The 24,720-nt window shown below is 69.2% G+C and carries 23 protein-coding genes and 1 pseudogene; 9 read left to right on the top strand and 15 right to left on the bottom strand.

What is annotated here, in order from left to right; translation table 11 throughout:
- The first annotated feature begins 7 nt into the window (after nt 1-7).
- Nucleotides 8-1,000: an ArsR/SmtB family transcription factor gene (locus DFR72_RS10735; RefSeq protein ID WP_090062941.1), complete on the top strand. Its 993-nt coding sequence runs from the start codon at nt 8-10 to the stop codon at nt 998-1,000.
- 98 nt (nt 1,001-1,098) lie between these two features.
- Here DFR72_RS10735 and DFR72_RS10740 read toward each other — a convergent pair whose 3' ends face one another.
- Entirely contained in the window at nt 1,099-1,572 is a 474-nt protein-coding gene (locus tag DFR72_RS10740) for a peptidase inhibitor family I36 protein (protein ID WP_090062940.1), read from the bottom strand.
- A gap of 169 nt (nt 1,573-1,741) precedes the next feature.
- On the bottom strand, nt 1,742-2,044 hold the full coding sequence (locus tag DFR72_RS10745) for a hypothetical protein (protein ID WP_090062938.1): 303 nt from the start codon (nt 2,042-2,044) through the stop codon (nt 1,742-1,744).
- Between the two features lie 183 nt (nt 2,045-2,227).
- On the opposite strand from DFR72_RS10745, the gene DFR72_RS10750 reads away from it, so the two are divergent.
- Nucleotides 2,228-2,938 carry a ThuA domain-containing protein gene (locus DFR72_RS10750; RefSeq protein WP_090063588.1) on the top strand — a complete coding sequence of 237 codons (711 nt, stop codon included), beginning with the start codon at nt 2,228-2,230 and terminating at the stop codon, nt 2,936-2,938.
- Complete coding sequence (locus tag DFR72_RS10755) at nt 2,908-4,017, top strand: Gfo/Idh/MocA family protein (RefSeq protein WP_090062936.1); 1,110 nt, start codon at nt 2,908-2,910, stop codon at nt 4,015-4,017. The genes DFR72_RS10750 and DFR72_RS10755 overlap by 31 nt, the downstream gene beginning before the upstream one ends.
- Nucleotides 4,018-4,090: 73 nt before the next feature.
- Here the strand turns inward: DFR72_RS10755 and DFR72_RS10760 are convergent, their stop codons facing one another.
- Nucleotides 4,091-4,699: a TetR/AcrR family transcriptional regulator gene (locus DFR72_RS10760; protein WP_090062935.1), complete on the bottom strand. Its 609-nt coding sequence runs from the start codon at nt 4,697-4,699 to the stop codon at nt 4,091-4,093.
- Nucleotides 4,700-4,792: 93 nt separating this feature from the next.
- Here DFR72_RS10760 and DFR72_RS10765 point away from each other — a divergent pair, with 93 nt between their 5' ends.
- From DFR72_RS10765 to DFR72_RS10775, 3 genes are read left to right on the top strand one after another with little or no spacing between them, the layout of a single operon-like run.
- Nucleotides 4,793-5,803 carry an alcohol dehydrogenase catalytic domain-containing protein gene (locus DFR72_RS10765; protein ID WP_090062934.1) on the top strand — a complete coding sequence of 337 codons (1,011 nt, stop codon included), beginning with the start codon at nt 4,793-4,795 and terminating at the stop codon, nt 5,801-5,803.
- Nucleotides 5,804-5,823: 20 nt separating this feature from the next.
- Entirely contained in the window at nt 5,824-6,426 is a 603-nt protein-coding gene (locus DFR72_RS10770) for an NADPH-dependent F420 reductase (protein WP_090062933.1), read from the top strand.
- A 43-nt stretch (nt 6,427-6,469) separates the two neighbouring features.
- Nucleotides 6,470-7,585: an alkene reductase gene (locus DFR72_RS10775; protein WP_090062931.1), complete on the top strand. Its 1,116-nt coding sequence runs from the start codon at nt 6,470-6,472 to the stop codon at nt 7,583-7,585.
- A gap of 199 nt (nt 7,586-7,784) precedes the next feature.
- On the opposite strand, the gene DFR72_RS10780 is transcribed toward DFR72_RS10775, so the two are convergent.
- From DFR72_RS10780 to DFR72_RS46775, 10 genes and pseudogenes are all read right to left on the bottom strand, one after another.
- Nucleotides 7,785-8,174: an HPF/RaiA family ribosome-associated protein gene (locus DFR72_RS10780; protein ID WP_090063587.1), complete on the bottom strand. Its 390-nt coding sequence runs from the start codon at nt 8,172-8,174 to the stop codon at nt 7,785-7,787.
- A 176-nt stretch (nt 8,175-8,350) separates the two neighbouring features.
- Nucleotides 8,351-9,232 (bottom strand): NAD-dependent epimerase/dehydratase family protein, encoded by an 882-nt coding sequence (locus DFR72_RS10785; protein ID WP_090062929.1) that lies wholly within the window; start codon nt 9,230-9,232, stop codon nt 8,351-8,353.
- Nucleotides 9,232-10,734 (bottom strand): class I adenylate-forming enzyme family protein, encoded by a 1,503-nt coding sequence (locus tag DFR72_RS10790; protein WP_090062927.1) that lies wholly within the window; start codon nt 10,732-10,734, stop codon nt 9,232-9,234. Before DFR72_RS10790 ends, DFR72_RS10785 begins: the two co-directional genes overlap by 1 nt.
- Entirely contained in the window at nt 10,727-11,863 is a 1,137-nt protein-coding gene (locus tag DFR72_RS10795) for a cytochrome P450 (RefSeq protein WP_090062926.1), read from the bottom strand. Before DFR72_RS10795 ends, DFR72_RS10790 begins: the two co-directional genes overlap by 8 nt.
- On the bottom strand, nt 11,860-12,609 hold the full coding sequence (locus DFR72_RS10800; protein WP_090062924.1) for a glycosyltransferase family 2 protein: 750 nt from the start codon (nt 12,607-12,609) through the stop codon (nt 11,860-11,862). Before DFR72_RS10800 ends, DFR72_RS10795 begins: the two co-directional genes overlap by 4 nt.
- Complete coding sequence (locus DFR72_RS10805; RefSeq protein WP_090062923.1) at nt 12,606-13,592, bottom strand: 3-oxoacyl-ACP synthase III family protein; 987 nt, start codon at nt 13,590-13,592, stop codon at nt 12,606-12,608. Before DFR72_RS10805 ends, DFR72_RS10800 begins: the two co-directional genes overlap by 4 nt.
- Nucleotides 13,593-13,808: 216 nt before the next feature.
- A complete protein-coding gene (locus DFR72_RS47835; RefSeq protein WP_369679952.1) occupies nt 13,809-14,069 on the bottom strand; it encodes an erythromycin esterase family protein in 261 nt (86 codons plus the stop codon).
- 80 nt (nt 14,070-14,149) lie between these two features.
- A pseudogene (locus DFR72_RS47840) lies at nt 14,150-14,308 on the bottom strand (erythromycin esterase family protein); the annotation flags it as partial.
- A complete protein-coding gene (locus tag DFR72_RS47845; protein ID WP_425459884.1) occupies nt 14,236-14,556 on the bottom strand; it encodes a hypothetical protein in 321 nt (106 codons plus the stop codon). The gene DFR72_RS47845 and the pseudogene DFR72_RS47840, both read right to left, overlap by 73 nt.
- A 278-nt stretch (nt 14,557-14,834) precedes the next feature.
- Complete coding sequence (locus tag DFR72_RS46775) at nt 14,835-15,041, bottom strand: hypothetical protein (protein WP_245982772.1); 207 nt, start codon at nt 15,039-15,041, stop codon at nt 14,835-14,837.
- Between DFR72_RS46775 and DFR72_RS10815 the strand changes: the two genes are divergently transcribed.
- Entirely contained in the window at nt 15,030-15,713 is a 684-nt protein-coding gene (locus DFR72_RS10815; RefSeq protein WP_245982776.1) for a phosphoketolase family protein, read from the top strand. The two genes, DFR72_RS46775 and DFR72_RS10815, sit on opposite strands and share 12 nt — an antisense overlap.
- Nucleotides 15,714-15,775: 62 nt before the next feature.
- Here DFR72_RS10815 and DFR72_RS10820 read toward each other — a convergent pair whose 3' ends face one another.
- Both DFR72_RS10820 and DFR72_RS10825 read right to left on the bottom strand, forming a co-directional pair.
- Nucleotides 15,776-16,450 carry a response regulator gene (locus tag DFR72_RS10820; protein WP_090062921.1) on the bottom strand — a complete coding sequence of 225 codons (675 nt, stop codon included), beginning with the start codon at nt 16,448-16,450 and terminating at the stop codon, nt 15,776-15,778.
- Between the two features lie 40 nt (nt 16,451-16,490).
- On the bottom strand, nt 16,491-17,606 hold the full coding sequence (locus tag DFR72_RS10825) for a sensor histidine kinase (RefSeq protein WP_170176205.1): 1,116 nt from the start codon (nt 17,604-17,606) through the stop codon (nt 16,491-16,493).
- Nucleotides 17,607-17,731: 125 nt separating this feature from the next.
- Between DFR72_RS10825 and DFR72_RS10830 the strand changes: the two genes are divergently transcribed.
- Nucleotides 17,732-18,931, top strand: a complete 1,200-nt coding sequence (locus DFR72_RS10830) for a serine hydrolase domain-containing protein (RefSeq protein WP_211335381.1) — start codon at nt 17,732-17,734, stop codon at nt 18,929-18,931.
- 96 nt (nt 18,932-19,027) lie between these two features.
- Nucleotides 19,028-24,226 (top strand): type I polyketide synthase, encoded by a 5,199-nt coding sequence (locus tag DFR72_RS10835; RefSeq protein ID WP_245982778.1) that lies wholly within the window; start codon nt 19,028-19,030, stop codon nt 24,224-24,226.
- Nucleotides 24,227-24,720 lie beyond the last annotated feature (494 nt).

The following is a 24,720-nucleotide window of genomic DNA, read 5'->3' on the forward strand; positions in this document are numbered from 1 at the left end:
GGCGGACATGCCGCAGTTGCGCATCCACTTCACCGATCGGGACTTCGGGCGCACGCGGTTGAGGCTGAAACCCGACCTGATGTGGGAGATCGTCAGCAGCGCGCAGGTCCTGCAGCACAGGGACGGCGACCTGTCGTTCGGTGCGTGGCGCCGCAGTGTGCGCGAACTCGCCGCACACGATCCGGGGCTGCGAACGGCGCTGCACACCGTGGTGACGGTGGCGCCGCACGCGGCCTACTTCCCGGATCTGCTCACCCCACCGGAAGAGCTGTGCGGCATCGACCAGTGCGTTGACGCGGTCCTGTCGACGGAGCCGGACCGCCTGCGCGCGGAGATCGATCTGATTCGCCCCGCGTCGGGGCCGGAGGCGAGCTGGCTGGACGACCTCGCCAGGGGGAGATCCCCAGCCCTTCAGCAGTTGCGTGACGCCTTGCGCGTGTACTTCAGGTCCGTGATCGCGCCGCACCTGCCGACGATCGAGGAAGGGCTGTGCTCCGACGTGGCGCCCTGGATCCAGCGGTACCTGCACGACGGCCCGGAGGGGTTGCTGGCCGCGCTGGGGCCCGGCACGCGGTGGGACCCGCCCGTGCTGTTCGTCGACTACCCCGTCGACCGGGACCTGCACCTGAACGGCAGGGGCCTGGTGCTGATCCCGTGCTACTTCGTCCTGTACCACCCGGTGGCCCTGGCGGATCCCCAGCTGCCACCCGCGCTGGCGTTCCCCATTCGCACCGAGTCACGGCTCCTGGCGGCCGGGCGAGCCGGCGGCGACCACCTGACTGCGTTGCTGGGCTCCACCAGGGCGTCGATCCTGCGGGCGGTGGTCGGCGGGAGCACCACCACCAGGCTCGCGAAGCTGGTGGGCGTCGCCCCGGCCACGGTGAGCCACCACACCGGCGTCCTGCGCGAGGCCGGTCTCATCGCCACGGAGCGCGAGGAGAACTTCGCCCGCCATCTGATCACGCCTCTGGGGCTGAGGGTGCTCGCCGCCGGTCCCTGAGCGCGGCGGTCAGCGTTCGCCTCCTCGACCTGCCGGAGGGCCACCCCGCCGTTGAGCGCACTCTGTCGGTGCGGCGGAGCAGCCCTCCACGACATCGGCTAGGAGTTCCAGCACTCGTTGTTGGAACTCACCCAGCGGTGTGACCTGACGACGTACTGAGGGCCGGGCACGAACTGCTGGCCCTGGGGTACGTAGTACAGCGCGTGGCTGTAGTTCGCGTTGGCGTACAGGCAGACACCGCTGAAACTGGAGCTGGTGCCCCTGTTGTAGATGGCCTTCACCGTCTGACTGGACGACCAGCTGCACACGACGGGCGTGTTCCACCAGTCGTTGTCCCTGTTCAGCCAACTGCAGCGGTTGCGGCTGCCATCGGTGACGGGCCAGACGCAGAGATTGCCCGAGGAACAGGTCAGAGCCTGCGGCGTGACACCGGAATCGGGCGTCTGCACCCAGCCCGTCGTGGCGGACCGCGCCGTGGCGGTGTCGGCAGGGCCGGTGCCGGCGGTGGCGGTGCTCGCCAGGCCTGCCATGGCTCCGAGAACAACCAGCAGCACACACAATGTCTTTCTCATCTTGCCCCCTGAGATCGATGTGCGGGACGGCGGAGTATGCCGAGACCGCCACGCGCGGGGAGGGTCCTTCGAACGTGGTCGAAGCCCTTCCACTCCACAGGGACTAACTGCGCCGACATGGAGACTTCTCGTAACTCGAGGGCGTCATGGTCCTGCGGAACTCACGCACTCAGGCGTCGCGCTGGTCCAGGCCGTCCTGCCAACGCTGTCGGCGTTGGCTCGCGGTCTGTTCCCACCACGGGGTGCCGCGCTCGCCCAGGGCGATCTTCGCGAGGTGGACTCGTGCGCGAGCGTCACGCTCCGCCTCGGCGTCTTCAGCGCGGCGGGCGGCGCTGATGTCCCGGCGAGCTGCCATCAACAGGCTGCGCAGCCGTGCCGCCGGCTCGGGCGGGATCTCGGGATCAGTGGCCCGCCACCGCCGTCCGTCGATCACCACGAAATGCCCGTCTGACGTGTGCTCCGGTTCAGCCATCACATCAGGATTGCACCGGTTGGGCTGTTGGGCGTAGTCAGAGGAGTGCCACGGCGATGAGCTGTGCGGTGAGCGCGGGTCCGATCTTGACCAGCGGTGGCGTGCGCGGCAATGTGCAGTCCGGAGTGCCGATCGAGCTGTTCCGAGACCGGACGTGCGGTGAGCGGTTCCCAGGGGGTGGGTGTGGCGCAGCCGAAGGTTCTGGTGGTCCGCGGCGGGTGGGAAGGCCACCAGCCGGTGAAGGCCACCGAGTTGTTCATCCCGTTCCTGGAAGACGGCGGTTATGCCGTGCGGGTCGAGGAGTCGACCGAGGTGTACGCCGACGCCGCCGAGATGGCGCGCACCGACCTGGTCGTGCAGTGCGTGTCGATGTCGCAGATCACCACCGAGCAGCTGGCGGGGCTGCGCGCGGCGGTCGAGGCCGGCACCGGTTTCACCGGCTGGCACGGTGGCATCGCGGACTCGTTCCGCGCGTCGTCGGACTACCTGCACTTGGTGGGCGGCCAGTTCGTCACGCACCCCGGCAAGGAGCCGTGCGAGCGCCAGGGCGAGCAGGAGGACAACTACCTGCCGCACACGGTGAACATCACCGCGCTCGGCCGGGAGCATCCGATCACCGCGGGCATCGAGGACTTCGAGCTTGTCACCGAGCAGTACTGGGTGCTGCACGACGATCTGGTCGACGTGCTGGCCACCACGACCCACCCGACCCAGCCGTGGCACCCGTGGCACCGGCCGGTCACCTGCCCGGCGATCTGGACCCGCCGGTGGGGTGCCGGGAGGATCGTGGTGACGACGCCGGGGCACAGCCTGGACGTGCTGGAGCATCCCAGCGTCCGCGCCGTCATCACGAGGGGGATGTTGTGGGCGACCCGCACCGCGTCGGCATCGTAGGTCTCGGGTTCATCTCCCGCGCATATCTGGACACGCTCGGCAGCCACCCCGGGGTGCGCGTCACCGCGGTCGCCGACCTCGACCCCACCCGCTCGGCCGCTGTCGCCGCAGAGCTCCCGGGCACCGAGGCGGTCAGCGTCGAGCGCCTGCTCGGCGGTGCGGACGTCGACACGGTGCTCAACCTGACCGTTCCCGCGGCCCATGCCGAGATCGCGTTCCGCGCGATCGACGCGGGCAAGAACGTCTACGGCGAGAAACCGCTCGCCGTCACGTTGCCGGACGGCCGGGCGATCATCGACCGGGCCGCCGCGTCCGGTGTCCTCGTCGGGTGCGCGCCGGACACCGTTCTCGGGACGGGCACGCAGACCGCGCGGGCGGCGATCGACAACGGGCTCATCGGACGCCCGCTCTCCGCATCGGCCGTGATGGTCACGCCGGGGCACGAACGCTGGCACCCCAACCCCGACTTCTACTACACCGCGGGCGGCGGTCCACTGCTGGACATGGGGCCGTACTACATCACCGCGCTGATCCACCTGCTCGGCCCGGTGCGCACGGTGCTGGGCGCAGCCAGCCGCCTGCGCGCCGAGCGCGTCATCGGTTCCGGCGCGCGGATGGGCCACCGGATCCCGGTCGAGGTCGACAGCCACGTCTCCGGCGTGTTCGAACACGCCAACGGTGCGCTTTCCACCATCACGACCAGTTTCGACGGGGTGGCCACCACCGCCGCGCCGATCGAGGTGCACGGTGAAATCGGCACGCTCGCGGTTCCGGACCCGAACCACTTCGACGGCGAGACCCGTCTCTTCCCGCTCGGCGGCACCGGATGGCGAACCCTTCCGCCCAGCGCGGGCTACGCGGGCGCAGGGCGGGGAATCGGCCTCATCGACCTCGTCACCGCGGGCGGGCAGCGGCGGGCCCCGCGAGCCGGCGGTGGCCTCGCGCTGCACGTGCTCGAGACGATGACCGCCCTGCTCCGAGCGGCGGACGAGGGGCGGCGGATCGAGCTGACGACCACGGTGGAGCGGCCACTGCCGGTGCCGCTCACAGCCGTGGACGAGTGGTCCCTCAGCCGTTGACGAAGCTGTCGTCGATGGGCGTCCGCTGCGTTCCGGGGGAGAACGTCGGCGGCGATGGCGCTGTCACGTCACTTCAGTCGAGGGCGTGGTCGCGGCCGGCTCGCAGGATCTCGTCGGACAACGATGGCTGGACGTGGCGCACCGCGCGGGCGAGCACCATCGTCCCGACCAGTTCGCCGAGAAGGCGGATGGCCCTGCGGCGGGCCTGGTCCGGGTCGGGCGTCTGCCCCTTCGCCTCGGCTTCGCGCAGGAACTCGGCGGTGAAGCCGGCGAAGTAGCCCTCGAGGCCCTCGGCGTACGCGCGCTGCACCGCTTCGCTCTGCCGCCCGGCATCGGTGACCAGGGCGCTGGAGGGACAGCCGCCGTCCTCGGCATCCCGGTGGGCGGCGGAGAGATATCGGGCGACGACCCGCTCCAGCGGGGAGCCGGCCTCGTCATGACCGTCCTCGATCTCCTGTGCCAGTGCCCCGTGTGACGCGGCGAACGAGGTACCGCACACCTCCACGGCCAGGTCGTTCTTGGACGCGAAGTGGTTGTAGAAGCCGCCGTGGGTCAGGCCCGCTTCCTTCATGAGCTCCGCGATGCCGACCGCGTCGATGCCCTGTGAGCGGAACATCCGGCCTGCGGCCTCGACGATGTTCTGCCGGTTGCGGACTTTGTCTTCCTTGGTGATCCGCGGCATGGCCGGCTCCCCAGCTCTTGACTGTTTCAATGATGGACCTCATCATAACAGGGGCTTACGATGATGAGCGTCATCATTGCTGAGGGAGGGCCCATGCGCACCATCACCTACGAACAGCAGGGACCCGCCGCACAGGTGCTGCGCCTGCAGGAGCGGCCGGCACCGGCGGCACCCACCGCCGGGCAGGTGCTGGTGCGGGTGCTGGCCCGGCCGGTCCACCCGGGTGACCTGGCCGGCGTGGAGGGCTTTCCGGGTCTGCCGCAGCAGCGGTTCGCCACGCCGCAGGTACCCGGTCTGGAGGGGACGGGAGTCGTCGAGGCGCTCGGTGAGGGCGTGCCGGGACTGGTGTCCGGTCAGCGCGTGGCGTTCTTCCCGGTACCGGGCGCCTGGAGCGAGCTCGTCACGGTGCCTGCCGAACTGGTCGTGCCCGTGCCCCATGCGGTCAGTGCGGAGACAGCGGCAGTGCTGCTGGTCAACCCGATCACGCTGCTGACGTTGCTGCGGGCGGTCGAGGACGCTGGGAAAGGACAGCCGGGACCGGTCGTCCAGACGGCCGCCGGTTCGTCGATCGGCAAGCTCGTCAGCGCCGCGGCGCTGCGGCACGGCTTCCCGCTGGTCAACCTGGTCCGCAGCGCCGCGGGGGCGCGGGAGTTGCGGCAACGCTTTCCAGCACTGCCGGCGATCTCGACCAGCGACGCGGACTGGCGCACCCAGGTGCGGGACGCGGTCGGCGGCAGCGGGGCGCAGGTCGTCCTCTACGCGGTGGGTGGATCACTCACCGGCGACCTGACCGCGCTGCTGGCCGACGGCGGCACGTTGATCTCCTACGGCGCCCTCGGTTCCGGGGGCACCGTGCTGGAGTCGCTGGCGCCGGCCCCGCGAGAACTGACGGTGCGAGGCGTGTCGGTGGGCCGATGGCTGCTGACCCGCACCCCCGCGGAGCGTGCCGAGGACGTCGCCTTCGCCATCGACCTGGCCGAGACCGCCCCGGAACTGTTCGAGGTCGCCGGCCGCTACGACCTGGCCGACTTCGCAGAGGCCGTCGACCACGTCCGCCGCCCCGGCAAGAGCGGCACCGTCCTGCTCACCGGTCCCGCCTCCTGAACCCGACGAAGGACATCACCATGAAGATCGGATCCATCGGCGCCGGGAACGTCGCCCAGGCCATCGCCCGGCACGCGGCGGGCCAGGGCCACCAGGTCGTGCTGAGCAACAGCCGCGGCCCCGCCTCGCTGACCGCCGTCGCGGAACGACTAGGGCCACACGTCACCGCCGGTACGCGCGAGGAAGCGGCCTCGGCGGAGCTCGTCGTGCTCGCGGTGGGCTGGCCCCGGGTGCCGGACGCGGTGGCCGGCCTGCCGCCGTTCGGCGGCCGCATCGTCATCGACACCACCAACCAGTTCCTCTCCCCGCCCCCGCGGGCCGAGATAGCCGACCTCGGCCCGCTGACCGGCAGCGAGCACGTCGCCTCACTGCTGCCGGGTGCCCGCGTGGTGAAGGCGTTCAACAGCCTCCACGGCCAGTACATCGCCGCCGATCCGCGTCATGACGCCGGACGCCAGGTGCTGTTCCTGGCCGGTGACGACGCCGATGCCAAGACCACCGTCATCGAGCTGACCACGAGTTTCGGGTTCGCTCCCGTCGACCTCGGCCCGCTGCGCGAGGGCGGACGCCTCATGCAGCTCGGCGGCCCGCTCTCGGGCCTCCACGTCCTCAAGCAGGACTGAACAGGGCCCACGCCCACCGTCGTTCCCGACAAGGAAGATCCTGATGACCAGCCAGCTGCGCACCTCCACCGCCCAGCCCCTGCTGAGGCCGGTCCGCCTCGGCGCGCTCGACCTGCCCAACCGCGTGATCATGGCCCCGATGACCAGAGCCCGAGCCCGCAACGCCGGCCTGGCCCCCACCGACCTGCACGCCACCTACTACGCGCAGCGCGCGGGTGCCGGCGTGATCATCACCGAGGGCACCTGGGTCAACACCGACGCGATCGGCTTCATCGACGTCCCCGGCATCTACACCGAGGAACAGACCACGGGCTGGAAGAAGGTGACCGACGCCGTTCACCGAGCGGGCGGGCGGATCATCTCCCAGCTCGGTCACCTCGGCGCGATGTCCCACCCCGACCACCTCGGCGGCCGCCTGCCCGCGGGCCCGTCCGCGATCAACCCCGGAGAGCAGTCCTTCACCCCGGCCGGACCGAAGGACACCGTCACCCCGCGAGCGTTCACCGCCGCCGAGATCGCCGCCACCGTCAGCGACTACCGCCAGGCCGCCGAGAACGCCCGCCGCGCCGGGTTCGACGGCCTGGAGATCCACGCCCAGGGCCAGCACCTGATTCCCCAGTTCCTCAACCCCCGCCTCAACCAGCGCACCGACGCCTACGGCGGCAGCAGCGAGAAGCGAGCACGGTTCCTGCTGGACGTCCTGGACGCCGTGAGCGACGTGTGGGGCAGCGACCGCATCGGCGTGAAGCTCTCTCCACACTGGACCAGCGGAACCGCGTTCACCGGGGACGAGGACACACTCGCCGACTACGACCGGCTGCTCACCAGGCTCAACGACAACGACCTCGCCTACCTCCACCTCGTGGGCTCACCCGGCACGACAGAGGAACGCATCCGCCAGTTCGCCCGCTTCCGCTCCCACTACCGGGGCGACATCATCGCCAACCTCGGCTTCACCCAGACCCTGGCCAACGAGGTCCTGGACCACGAGATCGCCGACGCCGTCTCCTTCGGTGCCCCGTTCATCGCCAACCCCGACCTGGTCGAACGGTTCGCCCATGGCCACCCGCTGGCCGAGAGCGACCGCGCCACCCACTACGGCGGTCACGCCGAGGGCTACACGGACTACCCCGCCTTCACCCCCGCCGACCGCTCCTGAGCGCGGGGACAAAGGACACCTTGGTGGGCTGAGATGGGAGCCGGACACGTTGTGGGGGCAGATCCGGCTCATCACCGGCCCAGCTGTTCGCATTCGAAGGCGAGCCACTCGCGCGGACATCGGTTCCGCACGAGCGGCTTCGGCCGGGCGAACCCAACCAGGATTTGGCGAGGAGGCCTACAGCGCCATGTCGCTTTGATCAGCCCCGAGGCTCGTCCTCGATCACGCCGACCAGCTCCGGGTCTTCCGGAGGGGGCATGTGACGGATGCTGTCACTGCCCTTGTGGTCGTGAGCGCGGGAGTACCGGGAATCCAGCACCCTTCCCAACTTGTGCGCCGCCCCGGCGTACGCGTCGTCCACGGTGGTCGCGTGGTGGGTCACAGCGACCGGCTGTTTGCCTCCCGGCCGCGCTTCGATGACGCACTTCTTGTCTTCAGGCTTGCTGCCCCCGTCCTCACTGAGGTGCACTTCCACGCGGGTCAACCATCCGCTGAACCGGGACAGGCTGGTCTCCAGGTCGGTGGTCACAAAGGTGGCGAGTCGTTCGCCACCGTGGATGTTGTGGTCGGTGTTGACCTGGACCTGCATGAGCACCCTCCGGAACGGGATGGAAATGATTCTGGTCGGTACCACGGGAGCGGTCGGTTCAAACGCGGCGGCGTGCCAGAACTCCGCACATGCGCTGGTTCTGCTCGGCCGGTCCTCTGCGGCCAAGGACATCGAGTTGCCGGCGTTGCGTGGGAGCGTTGCCGGACGTCTTCTGCTCACCACGCTGCCGCGCCGGCGAAAGACGTCGGTGCGGGCTTGTAACCGAGGCGCGTTCGGGCGGCTGTGATGTCAAGAGTGCGCTCGCTGGCCAGGTGGCTGATGGCGTACCTCGTCAGGCGGGGAGGCTTGGCTCGACCCGCCAGCCGCCAGGCAGGCTCGACCACCGCTGCCAGAGACCAGGCGAGTCCCAGGGGGAGGTAGCGGATCCGGACGTCCAGGCCACGTTCCCGCATCAGGTCCCGGACTGCGCTTTCCAGCACGACCGGCGAAGAGTCCGCCACGTTGTAGACGCCGGGGTGGCCGGTGCAGGCCAGCAGGCTGGCTTGTGCGAGGTTGTCGATCGACGTGAGCGACTGCAGCGCCTGCCCGTCGCCCGCGAGGAACAAGGTCCGGCCGCGGATCGCGCTCAGGACCCGTGGAAGCAGAGTCGGGTCGCCTGGGCCGTAGACGGCGTGGGGGCGGAGGACGACGCTGTTCGGGCGTGCCAGCACCAGTCCCTCCGCCTCGGCCTTCGTCGCACCATAAGCGGTGAGGTAGCGACTCACCGGGGCGGTGGACTCGATCGCCGAGATGGTCGGCTTGAACGGGTCGTACACGCTCGCCGACGACATGTGCACGAACCGTGCATCGGGGAAGGTCTCCAGGACGCTTCGCGTACCGGAGACGTTCACCCGCCGGATCTCCGCGGGAGAACCCCAGTCGGTCACGGCAGCGGCGCAATGCACCACGGCGTCGACGACTGGCGGATCGATCAGCGGCCCCGCCGTGATGTCCCAGGAACGTGACCCGTAGCCGTGCACCTGCCAACCCCGTGCTTCGGCGGCACGGCACACCGCCCCACCCACGAAGCCGGTCGCCCCCGTCACCGCGAGCCGCATCAGCGAGCCAGGCTCGCGCGGAGGGCGGATCGGTCGATCTTCCTGGTGCGGCCCGACAGCGGCAGTTCCGGCAGGACCACGACCTCGTCGGGCAGCGCGTAGACGTCGATCAGGTCTGGCAGCGAGGCCTGGACCCGCGCGGCCAGTCCGGGGCCGGCGTCAGGGGCGGGCACGAGTGCCAGCACGATCCGCTCGTCGCCGATCTCGTCCGGCACGCCGATCATGACGGCGGCCGCGACTCCCGGCAGGCGGGTGATGGCCGGTTCGTACAAGCCGGGGTACACGTTGGTCCCCTTGCGGAGGATCATGTCCTTCTTCCGGCCGGTGAGCACGATCAAGTCGCCCTCCAGACGAGCCAGGTCACCGGTGGCGTGCTCTGCCATCGGTGGCGATCCCAGATAACCGCGGCACAGGTTGGGTCCGGACACCATGAGCTCCCCGTCCTCGGCGACGCGCGCTCGCACGCCCGGAAGCGGCCGGCCGAGGAGGTCGCCGTCGTGCGCGAGCTTCTCCTCGGCGGTCGCGATCGCCACTGGCAGGATCTCGGTCATGCCGTACACGGCGAGCAGTTCGACCCCTGGCAGCGCGGCTCGGGCACGTCGCAGCAGAGGTGGCAGGACCGGTGCGGAACCCAGCAACACCTGGCGCAGCGACCGTGGCAACGCAACTCCGCTGTCGAGGATCGCGGCCAGGTCGGAAGGCACCAGGAAGGTGTGGGTGGCGCCCTCCAGGCCGGCCGCGAGCGCGGCGGGCTCGGCGGCAGGCGCGAACCCGTAAGGCGGCATGGACCAGTGTCCACCCGCGATGAGCGCGGGTAGTCCCAGCATCATCTGGTCGGTGTGCACTCGGGCGTCCGGACCCAGTTCGCATCGCGTCGCCAGCACGTTCAGCGCGGCCGCGAGTGAACCCCTGGTGTGCACAACGGCTTTCGGCTCTGCCGTGGTGCCCGAGGTGAACACGACCACGGCGTCCTGGTCTGGTCGGGGGTCGGGCAGTGGAGCGTCGGCAACTGGTTTCGCGAGCGTCCGGGTGGACACCGCGCGCAGTGGCACACCGGGCAGCCATGGCCCGGACCTGATGTACCGCACCGGTAAGGAGGTGTAGTCCGGTAGGAGCACGCCCCTGCGACGAGCCAAGGCGCGCACCGGGCCGGGTGCGCTCGCCGCGTACAGCAGGGACTCGGCCGCCACCCACCCCGGTCCTGCCAGTTCAGTGCGCCTCGTGAAGAGCTCCTGCCCGCCGCCGGGGTCGACGAACACCACCGTGCCGCCGGCCGCGACCGTTCCGAGAGCCAGGACGATCGCGTCGGGCCCTGGTCGCACCGAGAACAGCATCCGGCTTCCAGGCGAGAAGCCCCTCGAGCGCAACCGGTGCGCTGTGCCGAGTACTCGGCCGGCCAGCTCGGCGTAGGTCGTCGTCCTCCCACGTCCGTCGGTCAGCGCGGGGCTCCGGCTGTGGCGCCTGGCCGCCTGCAACACACCGATCACAAGGTCGTCAGCCACGGCGCACCACCAGTCTCGAGTAACAGGGGATCAGCACCCGCCGGGCGGCGCTTCGGTCCACAACGGACAAAGGGGCCGCGTCGAGCACGGCGCCGAGCACAGCACGGATCTCGGCTTGAGCCAGTGGCATGCCCAGGCAGAAGTGCGGTCCCGCGCCGAACCACAGCTGCCTGATCTGCGGCGGGTGCCGGCGCTCTGGATCGAAGGGGCCCAACGCGTTGGCCGCCGAGATCGTCGCGATCACCACTCGGTCGCCGGACCGCACCCGCACCCGGCCGATCCGGGAGTCCGCGGCCACGCTGCGCAGCATCACCGGCGAAGGCACGGTCACCCGCAGCGCCTCGGCGATCGCGTCGTCGACCCGGTTCCTGTCAGCGGCCAGCCGGTCCAGCCAGCCGAAGTCGTGCAGCAACGCCACCAGCCGCGGGACGTACGACACCAATGTCTCGGTCCCCGTGAGCACGAACGCCGCTACCGCGCCGAGTGCCTCCTCCTCGGTCAGTCCGAGCTGCCGCATCCGGCCTGGCACGGTCGCCGGGTCGCCGTCGGCCCACGCCCGCGCTGCCGGCCGGGTGAGCACACCCAGCGACTGCCGGCACCGCAGCACCTGCGCCGGCGTCAGCGACCGGCGGCCCAGCCGGATCGTCGACGTGATCGCGGTTCCTGCCACGTGTGCCGCCACCGCCTCGGAGACTTCCAGTCCGACCAGTTCGCAGATCACCGCGCCCACCAGCCGCCGCACGACGGCCACCAGGTCGACCGGACGGCCGGCTCTCAGAGCATTCCGCAACTCTTCCACCGGTGCGTCGAGGACCGCCCCGCACAGATCGGACACGCTGCGCGGGGTGAACAACCCGGACAGCTTGCGCCGAAGGTCGCCGTGCGCCGCGCCTTCCATGTTCAGCAACACGGTCGGGCCCACCACAGGCGTCCACAGGTCCGCAGGTGACCCAGGGCCGGTCTTGGTGAAATGCGCCGGGTCGTTGAGCACTTCCTTCGCGAGAGCAGCGTCGCTGACCACGACCCCCACCCGCGGTACGCGGACCACCGGTCCGATGCGGCCGACCGCGCGGACCAAGGGGTAGGCGACCGGGTGCGCGGCCAGGTGGAGCCTCGACTCCCAGTTCATCGGATGTCCACGACGTCTGGTCGATAGCGGTGGTCGGCGTACCAGGCGAGCGTTCTGCGCAACCCCCACGCCCGCGCCCGCCGCGACGAGCCGTGGACGACGACGTCCCGCCGCCGCCCGTACGCCTTGGTGTGCAGGCGAACCGCGTTGACGAGGGCGCGGTCCTCGTGCAGGTCTTCGATCTTCGACCGCGGGAATCCACCGGCGAGCACGTACAACTCGGCCGTGATCGCCATGTTGCAGCCGGGCGTCATCACGTACGGCCCCAGGTAGCGGGGATCCCGGTTGCCTGACCTCACCTTGCCGAACGCCGAAGCGACCTCGACGGCGACGATGAGCACCCACCGCGTGACAGCCCGAACCCCTTCGTCCTCGCGCGGCAGGAGCTGTCCTGACACCAGTCGAAGTCCGCTGCCCAGCGCGGCCTTGATCCGAACCGTCCAGTCCGGTGCCGGCAGGCAGTCGGCATCCGTGCGTGCCAGCCATCGCGCCCCTTGGGCAACGGCGTGGCGCATCCCGGTGTCCGCCGCCGCGCCGGTGCCCTTCTGCGGCTCGTGCACGACTTCCAGCCGCAGCAACGGATTCTCCCTGTGGAACCGCTGCACCAGGTCCACCGTGGAATCGGTCGAGCCGTTGTCCACCACGACCAGCGTGAAGTCCTGGTCTTCCTGCGCCGCAAGAGATCTCAGCGTCGCGACGATGGAGCGTTCCTCGTTGTAAGCCGGCACGACCACCCACAGGCTCACAGCCGCACCACCACGAGACCGAGGCTCACTCCACCGGCCAGGCCCACCAGCGCGACGAGATCGCCGGGACCGCAACGGCCCATGCGCTGCGCGGTGACGAGTTGCAGGGGCAGGCTCGCGGATGCCACGTTGCCGTGCTCGGGCAGCGTCACCACCAGCTTGTCGCGCGGCACGCCCGCGCGCTCGGCGAAGATCTCCAGGTAGGGCAACGACACCTGGTGCACGCATGCCACCGCGAAGTCGTCCCACGTCAGATCGAGCCCGCGGAGGGCGTCGTCGAGGACGTCGCGGCCCAGGTGCAGGAACGCGTCCTTGAGCCGCGGACCGTCCATGTCGAAGTAGGTGAACTCCGGATCGCGCGGATGCCGAGATCCGCCGCCGGGAAGTGTGCCGACGTCCCACCACGTCGAATCCGCGGTGAACGCACTGCCCAGCACGCCGGCATCACCGGCGGTGAGCAGCACGGCCGCGCCCGCGTCGGACAGCGTGTACCCGGGGAAGGCACGTCGGAACTGCGCTGCGTTCGCCACGTCCCAGCGCACAGCCCGCGACGGTGACTCACCGCTTGCGACCAGAACGGTGCGGTAACGACCCGACGCGATCAAGGCGTCGGCGACCTCGATCGCGTTGAGCACGCTGTTGCACGCGTTCTTGACGTCCATCACGGGGCAGCGCAGCTCGAGCTTCGCCGCGACGATGTGGGCGGTCGCCGGCTCCACCATGTCCTGACTGGCGGAAGCGAACAGCAGCAGGTCGATGTCCGCCGGCTCGGATCCGGTGTCCGCCAACAGCTTGCGTGCTGCCGCCACCGCCAGGTCAGATGCCTGCTCGTCATCGCGCATCACGTGCCGTGACCGAATACCGGTCAACCGGCCTATGAGCCCAGGCGGCGGGGTGAACGGTCCCAAACGCCGCTCCACCTCGTCTGTGCTCAGCCGCGTCTCGGGCAGATGCACGGCCACACCGGCCAACCGTGTACTCACTCCCGCACCTCCTGTGTGCACGTTATATGCGGTAGCTCGGAGCGACGTCGGTAGAACTACTCGGATGACGAGGCAGGTGTGATGGCGGAGGTGCGGGACGGGTTGTGGTCAATCCGCTTGAGCGCTGGCTTCGCGTCCCGACTCGGTGACGCCGGGGCAAACCATGCGGTGTGCCGACAGCATGGGTGCCCCCTATGCGCTGTGCCTGGCGTGGTTCTACAACCGGTTGCTCGGTGTGCGGCAACCGTGGTGGCGCTGACACAGCCGAGTCCGTGCTCGGCTACCGGTGGGGAAAGTCTCTGGTTCCAACGTGTCGGTCTGCTGGGTGTGCAGCGGATGCAGGGCGCGGGTCTCGTCCAGCCACAGGAAGGCGTCGTAGCGTCCGCCGAGCCTGGTGGGCACGTAGTTGCGCACGTGATCGTGCTCGGGGTCGTACACGACGCCGATGGCGCGGTGGGGGAGATCGGTGGTGAGCAGGTCGGGGCGGTCGCCGCGGGAAACACCGTCAGAGCCCGTTCAGGGGCACTCGCGTGCAGCGCGTGTTCGAGCGAACCGGGCCGTGCTTCCGGGACGGACATCTCGCGCACTGGCGCGCCCCACGAGCTTGCCGCGACGACAGTGCCGTGGTGGCTGGCGAAGCCGATCAGCGCCACCTGGTCGTCGCCGTGGCGTTCGCGGGCGAGCTGGCCGATGTTGATCCTGCAGGACACCGCCATGGTTGTGGCGGGCGTCCCCGACGTGGGTGTTGTGCGCCCACACCACCGCATTGGAACCGATGCCGTAGTGCAGCAGCCGGTGCAGCGGCTCGTTCACGCAGCCGCACCAGCAGATCGACCACTTCGTTCTCGCAGTCGGCCGGGACGAGACGGGTGGCCATCGCGTAGTTCCGGGCGCTCTCGCAGTAGGGCTCGAAGCAGTGGTAGGCGGGGACGTCGGTGGGGTCGTGCTCGCGGAGGTGGACCATGATCTCGCGCAGCGACTCCCACAGCGAATACACGTCCAGCCCGTGAAAGCCCCCGCTCGTCCACCGCGCAGTTGTGGCGGCGCAGCCAGCGGGTGAAGTCGACGACCTCCTCGTTGGCCCACATCCACGTCGGCCACCGGTCGTACGCGAGCAGCGCCGCACGTGGATCTTCGGCGCATCGGGGGAGCAGCGCACTGCGCGGTCGACCCGGTTGCAGTCCGGCCAGTCACCCTCCACAGCGACGAACGAGAAGGCCTTCTCGGTGATCAACCGCGGGGTCAGGGCGGCGCGCCACCGGTAGAACTCGAGGTGTCGTGGCTGGCCTCGCTGTTCATGACCACTCGAGCGTCACCGATGCGGTCCAGTAGCTGGTCGAAGTCGTCGGGATCGATCAACGGCGCGCAGAGTGCCGCGACCTCGTCATCGAAGCGGTCGGTCACCGGTTGCGCGTCGGGTGCCTCCTCGTCAGGCCGGTGACCGTTCATCGGGACCTCCATCGGCGGTTCGGCCAGACCAAGGCCGTCCACCGCTGTCGCCGAGCCTGCGACTACGCGCGGAGGACCGGGCAGCGCACGTTGCTCGTCACCGGTCCCGTCCACGGTGCGCCGGCCGTGTACGCGAACCTGTGGCTGGAGGGCACGCACGCCGAACTGGACCCGGCGTTGGGCCTGGACGAAGCGGGTCTGGTCGAACTGGTGCGCCGGTTCTCCTGGCCCGGCGGCTTCCCCAGCCACCTCTCACCCGAGGTGCCCGGCGTGATCCACGAGGGCGGCGAGCTGGGCTACGCGCTGGCCACCGCGTTCGGCGCGGCCCTGGACAAGCCGGACCTGTTGGTCGCCTGCTTGGTCGGTGACGGCGAGGCGGGGACGGGACCCACCGCGGGCTCGTGGCACGCGAACAAGTACCTCGACCCGCGCGGACGGCGCTGTGCTGCCGGTGCTGCACCTAACGGCTACAAGATCTCCTCACCCACCATCTGCGGCTGCATGAGCGATGAAAAGCTGACCGCGTACTTCAGCGGCGCGGGCTGGTCGCAGGACCGTCTCGGCGGGGTGACCTGCATGGACGTAATTCTCGGCACGCACAGGGTCGGTCTTGCGTTCGCGACGTCCTCACTGAGCACCTCAGCCAGGAAGTCCACTTCGGACCCGTCGTGACGCATCCTCCACACAGGACTACGCAGCACCCGCTGGACTTGATGCGGATGCTGGCGATCACCTCAGCCGCCGTGTGCCCCGGAGCCCGGAACGACCAGTCCGCTCTCGTAGGCCGCGACGACAGCCTGAGCACGGGTGGTCAGGTTCAGCTTCCGCATCGTGTGCTTCACGTGTGTCTTGACCGTTGCTTCGCTGATGGCGAGCCGGTTCGCGATCTCCTCGTTGGTCGATCCGGTTCCGAGCAGTCGCAGGATCTCGGTTTCCCGTGGCGTGAGTTCGGGCAGCCGGGTGTTCGCCTGGAGCTCGACACGGTGACGTTGTGCGTAGGTCTGGATCAGCCGCAGGGTGATGGCCGGCGAGATGAGCATCTCTCCTATCGCGACCGTGCGCACCGCCGCGATGATCCGATCGGGAGGTGTGTCCTTCATGATGAACCCGGCGGCTCCATCGGTCAGCGCCGTGTAGACGTACTCGGGGATGTCGAAGGTCGTCAACACGACAACCTGGGTTTCCGGACGCATCGCGAGGATGCGCCGGGTGGCGCTGAGCCCGTCCATGACCGGCATCTTGATGTCCATGAGAACGACGTCGGGTCCCAGCTCGGCGACCAACGCCACGGCTCGTTCACCGTCTGGTGCCTCGCCGACGGGTTCGATGCCGGGTGCGGCGTTGAGCAACGCCATGAGAGCGTGGCGAACGAGGTACTGGTCGTCGACCACCAGAACGCGGATTGCCATCACATCTCTCCAGCACGTGGATTCGGTCTGAGTTCGGAAATCAAGCCTCGTCCGGAATCGGCAGGCGCAACACGACCTGGAACCCTCGGGGAGAGTGGTGTCGGGCGTCCAGGATGCCACCGTAGAGTTCGGCGCGCTCACGCATCCCTTGGATGCCATGCGATTTCGCCTTGGCGCTGGAAGGTCTTGGCGCGCCGTCATCGGTGATGGTCAACACCAGTTCGTGTGCGCGGTAGTCGAGCACTACCTCCACGGCTGCGGGACCCGCGTGCTTGAGGACGTTGGTCAGGGACTCCTGCGCGACGCGATAGGCGCAGAGGTCCTGCCCAGGAGGCAAGGCGCGCGGTGTTCCCCTCACCACGAGTCCGACGGTGAGGCCGGCGTCGCGCGTGCGGTCCACCAAACCTGGGAGATCGTCGAGGCCTGGGCTCGCGAGTTGTACGTCCGGGAACTCGTTCTCGTTCTCCACCCGCAGCACGTCGAGCAGCCTGCGCATCTCGGTGAGGCCTTGTCGGCAGGACTCGGAGACAGTTGAGATCGCGGTACGCGCGGTAGCGGGATCGGACGTGATGGTGTATTCGGCCACCCCGGCCTGCAGAGAGATCACGGACATGTGGTGCGCGACGATGTCGTGCAACTCCCGTGCGATCCGCACTCGTTCGTCGGCGGCCGCGCGGCCTGCTCGCTCGGCTGCTTCCTCAGCGCGCTTGGCCCATTTCTTGGAGCTCTCGCCGAGCATCCAGGCGATGAACAGGATCAGGACGGTCTGCACGGCCTCCGGCCATTTCAGTGTCGCCTCACCGACGTACTCGGGCGCCAGCAGGCAGAACGCGGACGCCGCTGCCATGATCGCGGCGATCCGTGAGCTGCGCACGTTGGCGACTGTGAACACGCCGATGAGCACGCCGAGCCCTCTGTTGCCCACGGCGCCATAACCGAGAAATGCGTAGGCGACCGTGGAACCGAGAATTACGCACAACGATGTCACCGGCACGACATGACGAACCGCCACCGGCGCCACCGTGAGCGCGGCGAGCGACAAATCCACGAACGTGAGTTCGGCGCCGAAGTATCCCACTTGATTGGCCAGCGTGAGGACCGTGGCCACCAGGGCGAGAAGAACGTCCGCCCACGCCGGTCGGGGAAGCTTGCGCACCGGCGGGACCCTACCAGGGGATTCTTGCTCAGAAACAGAAGAGATCCGCCCTACCACCAGAAGGGTAGGGCAGACGACCAACAAGGATGACGACATCGCGCCGATGCCTTCTTACGGTGATGGCCATGAGGACGAAAACGAGCGCACTGGTGGTGCTGGTCGCAATCTCGTTCGTGGCCGGATGTTCGCCGGCCGGCGCCGAGCACGACGGGAAAGACGCGACCCGGGTCTCTTTGCAGAAAGCGGCCGACGCGTTGGTGTCGAAAGGCACCCCCGGCGTTCTCACCGAGTTGCGCACGCCCAATGGTGCCGTGAAGGTCCGCAGCGGAGAAGGCGACACCGACGCGAAGACACCGGTCCCGTGGGACGCCCACTTCCGCATCGCGAGCTTCAGCAAGACCTTTGTGGCGACCACGCTGCTCCAGCTCGTCGGCGAACACCGCCTGGCGCTCGACGACACCGTCGAGAAGTGGTTGCCCGGAGTCGTGACCGGTAACGGGAACGACGGCAGCAAGATCACCGTTCGTCAGCTGCTCCAGCACACCAGCGGCATTCCCGAGTACATCGCCAGTGTGCCGGTGTTCACCGAGAGCGACTTCCTCCAACACCGGTTCGACAAGCACTCCCCGGCAGACCTCGTCGCCCTCGCGATGCGTCAGACACCCACCTTCGCGCCCGGTGCCGGCTGGAGCTACTCCAACACCAACTACGTGCTGGCCGGAATGATCATCGGCGAGGTGACCGGCCAGGACTGGCGCACCGCCGTCGACGAGCGGATCATCAAGCGCCTGGGCCTGCGGAACACGTCGACCCCCGGACACTCGACTGTGCTGCCGCATCCCCACGCGACCGCGTACGAGCGCTTCCCGGAGGACGTCACAGCGGACCCGCTGCGCTTCGGAAAGCCCGTCGACGTCACGGAACTGAACCCGTCCTACGCCGAAGCGGCAGGCGAACTGGTCAGCACCACCAACGACGCGCTGGTCTTCCTCCAAGCCCTGATCTCGGGCGAACTCCTCGCTCCCGCGGAACTGGCCGAGATGCAGAAGACGGTGCCGGCGCCGAGCCTGCAGTCGGTGTGGCCGGATGCGCGCTATGGACTGGGCATCGCCTGGATTCCCACCGCTTGCGGCGGGTACTGGTCACACGCGGGCGACATCCAGGGCTTCCAGACCCGCAACGGGATCACGCCCGACGGCAAGCGCGGTGTCATCGTCTCGATGAACACCGACTCGGTGATCCCGGAGGAGTCGTCCACTCCGCCGACGCCGCTCGAGGACCCGTCTTTCGACCTGGTCAAGAACGCGCTTTGTGAGCGCAGGTAGCACGGCGAAGCCGACACGCCGGCTCATTTCGAACTGATCACCGAAGCCTGCTCCCGTCCCATGTGGACGGGCCTGTCCGAGATCTGTGAGGCATCAATGACGCGTTCGAGTTCTGGCAGCCCTGACAACGACGTTGCCGTCGTGGGTCTGGGCCTGCGGTTGGCCGGTGGCATCTGTGAACCGGCGGACTTCTGGGCCCGCTTGATCGCGGCACGCAGTGAGGTCGGGAACCTTCCCCGCGATCGGTGGTCGTCGTACCGGGCACACGGCCCCGCGGCCGTCGCCGCGGTGAATCGAGCTGTGCGCCGCGCCGCCTACTTGGAGGACGCCGCGAACTTCGACGCCGAGTTCTTCGGCATCACACCCAAAGAAGCGGTTCTGATGGACCCGCAGCAGCGTCTGGTGCTGGAAGTGGTGTGGGAAGCACTGGAACACGCCGGTGTTCCGCCTCTTTCGCTCGCCGGCACCAACACTGCCGTGCTGATCGGCGTGGGTGGCGGTGAGTACGGGCAGTCGCTGCTGAGCGATCCCGAGCGGATCGGCCCGTGGAGCAGCATCGGCGGGGCTTACTGCGCCGTCGCGAACCGGGTTTCGTACTTCCTCGACCTGCACGGACCCAGCCTGGCGCTGGACTCCGCGTGTTCGTCCTCGCTCGCGGCGATCCACTTCGGACGGCATGCGCTGCTCTCGGGGGAGTGCGACGTCGTGATCGCGGGCGGGGTGAACCTGATCGCCGCGCCCGCGCAGACCCTGTCGCTGGGCGCGTCGGGAGCGTTGTCGGCCGATGGCAGGAGCAAGCCGTTCTCCGCTTCGGCCGACGGGTACGGGCGAGGTGAGGGTGCGGGTGTCGTGGTGCTCAAGAGGCTGGACCACGCCCGGCGCGACGGCGACAACGTTCTGGCTGTCGTTCGCGCGAGTGCGGTCCGGCAGGACGGCCGCACCAATGGGATCATGGCGCCCAACGGGGCCGCGCAGCAGGAGATGCTCCGATCCGTCTACGCCCAGGCTGGCATCGATCCGTCCTCTGTGGACTATCTGGAAGCGCACGGCACCGGTACGCCCCTCGGTGATCCGACGGAGGCGGCCGCGGCCGCAGCGGTCTTCGGAGCCGGCAGGGCGCCGGACTCGCCTCTGCTCGTCGGGTCGGTGAAGGGCAACGTGGGGCACCTCGAGGCGGGTGCCGGAGTGGTCGGCATCATCAAGACGGTGCTGGCCATGCGCGCCGGTGTCCTCCCGCCCACGGTCGGAGCGCGCGACGGCATCAACGCGGAGGTCGAGGCAGAGCAGTCGATCAGGGTGGTGGCCGAGCCGACGGCCTGGCCCGAGGTCGCGGGCAAACCGAAGCTGGCTGGTGTGTCGAGCTTCGGGTACGGGGGCACCATCGCGCACGTCTGCCTGGCGGAAGGTGACCCGCTGCAACCGGAAGTCGAGCGGGGCGTTACCGACGACCCGTCCCTGCTCGTGCTGTCCGCTGCCACCCAGGAGGCGCTCGCTCCGACGGTGAGCAGGCTCGCGGACGCGTTGGAGGCGGGGGATCAGGACGTCAGTGCGGTGGCGGCCACGCTGGCGTTGCACAGGTCGCACCTGCCGTGGCGGACCGCCGTGGTCGCCGCCGATCGCGGTGAGGCGGTCGATCGCCTCCGTGCGTGGTCCGCGACCGGAAAGGTGCCGGGGGTGGTGCGCGGCCGGGCGACCGAGCAGGCTGCGGGGCCGGTGTTCGTCTTCTCCGGGCACGGTTCGCAGTGGGCGGGCATGGGACGTGAGCTGCTCCGCTCGAGCAAGCCGTTCGCGTCCCTGTGCGAGCGGCTCGACCCGATCTTCCGCGAAGAGGCCGGGTACTCGCTGATCGCCGAACTCGAAGAGGGGGACTGCACCCGGACGGACCGCATCCAGGCGACTTTGTTCGCGATGCACCTGGGCCTCGCCGAGGTGTGGCGGTCCTGGGGTGTCGAACCGGTGGCGGCACTCGGTCATTCCATGGGCGAGATCGCCGCGGCGGTGACCGCGGGAGTGTGGAGCGCGGAAGACGGCGCCCGGTTCTCCTGCAGGCGCGCGAACCTGATCAAGACCGTGGCGGGCCGCGGTGCCATGGTCCTGCTCGACGTGCCGTTCGACGAGCTGGAGGAACGGCTTGCGGGCAAGACCGGCTTGGCCGCGGCGATCGAACCAGCTCGCGGGTGGTCCGTGCTGGCCGGTGACGTGGCCGCGGTGCAGGAGTACGCGGCACTGCTCGCCGGCGAGGGCCGCGTGGTTCGCCGGGTGGCCTCCGACGTCGCCTTCCACAGCCCGCACATGGACGAACTCCTCGACGACCTCGGCGCCGCTGTGCACGGGCTGTCGATCAGCTCACCGTCTTTGCGGCTGTACGGCACGATTCTCGACGATCCGCGTTCTGACGCGCCGCGGGATTCTGGCTACTGGCAGCAGAACCTCAGGCGCCCGGTGCGGTTCGCGGCAGGCGTGGAAGCCGCGGTCCACGATGGACACCACCACTTCCTGGAGATCTCGCCGCACCCCGTTGTCGTCCACAACATCGCCCAGATCGCGGAATCACTGTCCGTGCCCGCGGTCACCGCGGCGCACTCGTTGCGTCGTGAACAGCCGGTGCTCGCGGAGATGACCGAACAGCTGGGCAGGCTGCACTGTGCCGGAGTCCGGGTCGACTGGCGGGCCCACTGGCCCCGCTCGGCAGCGGTCGCGTTGCCGCGCACGGCGTGGCAGCACAACCGGTACTGGCTTCCCGAGGCACCGGCGGACCGCGGTGCGGGAGGCCACGACCCGGGGTCCTTCACCTTGCTCGGTGCCCGGATGGCGGCCGCCACCGCGCCGCCCTCGACCGTGTGGCAGACGAACCTGGCCCCCGAAAACAGGCCGTACGACGCACCGCACACCGTGCACGGGGTGGACATAGTTCCTGCCTCTGTGCTGTTCTGCACGCTCGCCGACGCCATCGCGGGCGAAGCAGACGGGCCACGTCATCTCCGTGACCTCGTCCTGAGCACTCCTCTGCCGGCCGAGCAGAACCGCGCCGTCCAGGTCGTCTGCCAGGACGGCAGGGCGGTGCTGTCCTCCCGTCTGGAGGAGGCGTCCGAGGAGACGGCCTGGACCACGCACACCTCCGCTCGCGACGGCGGTGCCGCCATGCTGCGCGCCGACTCGGTCGAGGTGCTCGAAGACCCGGTACTCCCGATCGTTCCCATCGGCGCTGATGGGGTGCTCGAGCTGCTCCGGCCCCTCGGGGTGTCCGGTCTGGCCTTCGACTGGCAGGTGGATCACCTCCGCCACGACGACGACGTGGTGCACGCGAGCGTGTCGATGCCTGGTCGTGCGCCCCACTGGGCGGTGGTTCTCGATGCCGCCACCACGTTGTCCTCGCTGCCGCTGGCCCGGCAACGCATCTACCGCATGCCCGCCTCCGTCGAGTCGGTCGAGTGGACCGGTCCTGCTCCGTCCTCGGCCCACCTGGTCGCACGCCTGCGCAGCGGCACCGTCGACACCATCGACCTGGACCTGCGAGGGGCCGACGGGCAGTCGGCTGCCAGAGTCACCGGACTCCGGTTCGGCGTTCTCGACGCGGACCAGACGTTGCTCGCCGACCCGCGGACCCTGGTGCACGGCCTGTCCTGGCAACCGCTGGAAGTCGCGGCTGTCGAGACGCCCGCGGCCACCGTCACGCTGGTCTCGACCGAGCGGTCGGCGATCGCCGAACGGCTCGCGGAGCACCTGGTGCGGGCCGGCCTGGGGTGCACGATCGTCGGAGCCGCAGACGCCATCCCGGTGCCCATTGGTGACGAGCCGCACCACGTGTTGTACCTGACCCCGGTCCCCGGACGGGGACACGAGTACGACGCGACCGTCCAACACCTGACCGATCTCGCCGCTGTGACGCAGTCCGTGGTCAAGGCCGACCGGCCGGGAACCAGGTTGTGGGTCCTCACGCGGGAGGCGTTGGCCTGCGCCAGCCCCGCCGCCCTCACACATCGGCCCTTGTGGGGAGCCGCACGGGTGATCGCTGCCGAGCACCCGGAGTTGCGCGGTGGCGTGCTGGATCTGGGGGAGTGCGACGACGCCGCGTTCGAACTGCTGGCGAGAGTCCTGCACGAACCCCCGGCGGAGGACTGGCTGGTCATCCAGAACGGTGGGCTGCTCGCCGGTCGCGTCGTGCCTCGTCCGGACCGCGTCCGCACGTCCCCGGTGGGCCTGCGACCCGACGCCACCTATGTGGTGACCGGTGGTCTCGGAGCTCTCGGCCTGCAGGCGGCGCGTCACCTCTCTTCCCGGGGTGCCCGCCGACTGGTCCTGACCAACAGGCGGGGACTGCCTCCGCGGTCCACCTGGGACGAGCAGCAGGACGCCGCGACCCGGCACGCGATCGGTGTTGTCGAGGAGCTCGAGAGCCAGGGGGTGACCGTTCTCCCGCTGGCCCTCGACGTGACCGACGCCGACGCCGCACGGGCGATGCTGACGCCCGACTTCCTGCGCATGCCGCCCGTCGCGGGCGTGGTTCACACGGCCGGAGCCGTGCACGGCCGCCTGGTGGACGACCTGGACGAGGAGTCGATCCGGGAGACGCTGCACGCCAAGGTGCTCGGGGCGCTGGTGCTGCACGAGCTGTTCCCGCCGGGCAGCATCGACGAGATGGTGCTGTTCTCCTCCACCGCACCGCTGGTCGTGTTGCCCGGCTGCACCGCCTACGCCGCGGCCAACTCGTTCCTGGACGGCCTGGCCGCACACCGGCGGCACCGAGGTGGTGACACCACCTCGATCGCCTGGACGGTCTGGCGTGACACCGGCATGGGCAAGCTCACCGCCGACGGACTTCACAGCATGGTGGCCCAAGGCTTCGGTGACATCACCCCGTCCGAGGCGCTGCGTGTGTGGAACTGCCTGCACACCACGGATGACGGCTACGCACTGGTGGTCAGGCCGACCACGCCGCCGCCAGGAGGACGCCGCGCGCTGTTCGAACACGTCCGGGACCCCCAGAACGGCAAGCCGGGCGAGGAAACGGCGACCGAGTCGGTCACCCTCCTGCGCGAACTGCCCGCGGACGAGGTGTTCGACGCGGCGATGGCCGTGATCCAGAGCGTGGTGGCGGCTGAAACCGGTGTGCCGGAGCACCGGATCGAACCCGAACGACCGTTTTCGGACATCGGCCTGGACTCGGTCATGGGCATCGCCATTCGGGGAAAGCTTCAGCAGAGCACCGGAATCGAGCTACCCGCCGGCATTCTCTGGACCCATCCCACGCCAGCGGCTCTGACGCGCTACCTCAGCGCGATGGCGGCGCGCTGAGTTCCTGGCCACGAGATCGTGCCTGGGCAGGAGTTCCCACGGAATCCCGGTGCGCTGTCCTCAGATTGCGCGTGGAGCGTCCACTGTTGCTTCAGTGTAGACCGAAAACAAAGTTCTCGCGCAGTGGGCGACGAGTGGGTCACGCGTCCGTATAGTGCTGAAAGGCCTGCTGGGCAGCAGTTTCCATGTCGTCGACAGCATCCTCGGGGTGCGGTCGAAGCGCGGGAGAGGCTTATCGTGCAGGACTGAATCTTCGTGCGGCTGACCGGGGAACGTCTTATCGGTGGCAGGTGGGCGTCCCCCGGAAATCGAATCGAATTGAGACGATGGGGGCCGATGATTTGGCTTTCTTCCTGAAGATCGGCGGACTCGTGACGCTTCGTTGACATCGTTCTGGCGGCTCGGCCATCATGGGAAACACCATGCAAGATCAATGCGAAGGGCAGTTCCACTTCTCGCCCGCAGGTGCTCGCCAATTGAGATGATTACGTCTC

The sequence above is a fragment of the Lentzea flaviverrucosa genome (assembly GCF_003350445.1).
Lineage (GTDB): Bacteria > Actinomycetota > Actinomycetes > Mycobacteriales > Pseudonocardiaceae > Lentzea > Lentzea californiensis.

What these genes read in the sequence shown, in the direction of transcription:
- DFR72_RS10735 (WP_090062941.1), top strand. Translation starts at nt 8, where the DNA reads ATGCCGCAGTTGCGCATCCACTTCACCGATCGGGACTTCGGGCGCACG.
- DFR72_RS10740 (WP_090062940.1), bottom strand. Translation starts at nt 1,572, where the DNA reads ATGAGAAAGACATTGTGTGTGCTGCTGGTTGTTCTCGGAGCCATGGCA.
- DFR72_RS10745 (WP_090062938.1), bottom strand. Translation starts at nt 2,044, where the DNA reads ATGGCTGAACCGGAGCACACGTCAGACGGGCATTTCGTGGTGATCGAC.
- DFR72_RS10760 (WP_090062935.1), bottom strand. Translation starts at nt 4,699, where the DNA reads ATGCCGCGGATCACCAAGGAAGACAAAGTCCGCAACCGGCAGAACATC.
- DFR72_RS10765 (WP_090062934.1), top strand. Translation starts at nt 4,793, where the DNA reads ATGCGCACCATCACCTACGAACAGCAGGGACCCGCCGCACAGGTGCTG.
- DFR72_RS10770 (WP_090062933.1), top strand. Translation starts at nt 5,824, where the DNA reads ATGAAGATCGGATCCATCGGCGCCGGGAACGTCGCCCAGGCCATCGCC.
- DFR72_RS10775 (WP_090062931.1), top strand. Translation starts at nt 6,470, where the DNA reads ATGACCAGCCAGCTGCGCACCTCCACCGCCCAGCCCCTGCTGAGGCCG.
- DFR72_RS10780 (WP_090063587.1), bottom strand. Translation starts at nt 8,174, where the DNA reads ATGCAGGTCCAGGTCAACACCGACCACAACATCCACGGTGGCGAACGA.
- DFR72_RS10785 (WP_090062929.1), bottom strand. Translation starts at nt 9,232, where the DNA reads ATGCGGCTCGCGGTGACGGGGGCGACCGGCTTCGTGGGTGGGGCGGTG.
- DFR72_RS10795 (WP_090062926.1), bottom strand. Translation starts at nt 11,863, where the DNA reads ATGAACTGGGAGTCGAGGCTCCACCTGGCCGCGCACCCGGTCGCCTAC.
- DFR72_RS47845 (WP_425459884.1), bottom strand. Translation starts at nt 14,556, where the DNA reads ATGGTCCACCTCCGCGAGCACGACCCCACCGACGTCCCCGCCTACCAC.
- DFR72_RS46775 (WP_245982772.1), bottom strand. Translation starts at nt 15,041, where the DNA reads ATGAACGGTCACCGGCCTGACGAGGAGGCACCCGACGCGCAACCGGTG.
- DFR72_RS10820 (WP_090062921.1), bottom strand. Translation starts at nt 16,450, where the DNA reads ATGGCAATCCGCGTTCTGGTGGTCGACGACCAGTACCTCGTTCGCCAC.
- DFR72_RS10830 (WP_211335381.1), top strand. Translation starts at nt 17,732, where the DNA reads ATGAGGACGAAAACGAGCGCACTGGTGGTGCTGGTCGCAATCTCGTTC.
- DFR72_RS10835 (WP_245982778.1), top strand. Translation starts at nt 19,028, where the DNA reads ATGACGCGTTCGAGTTCTGGCAGCCCTGACAACGACGTTGCCGTCGTG.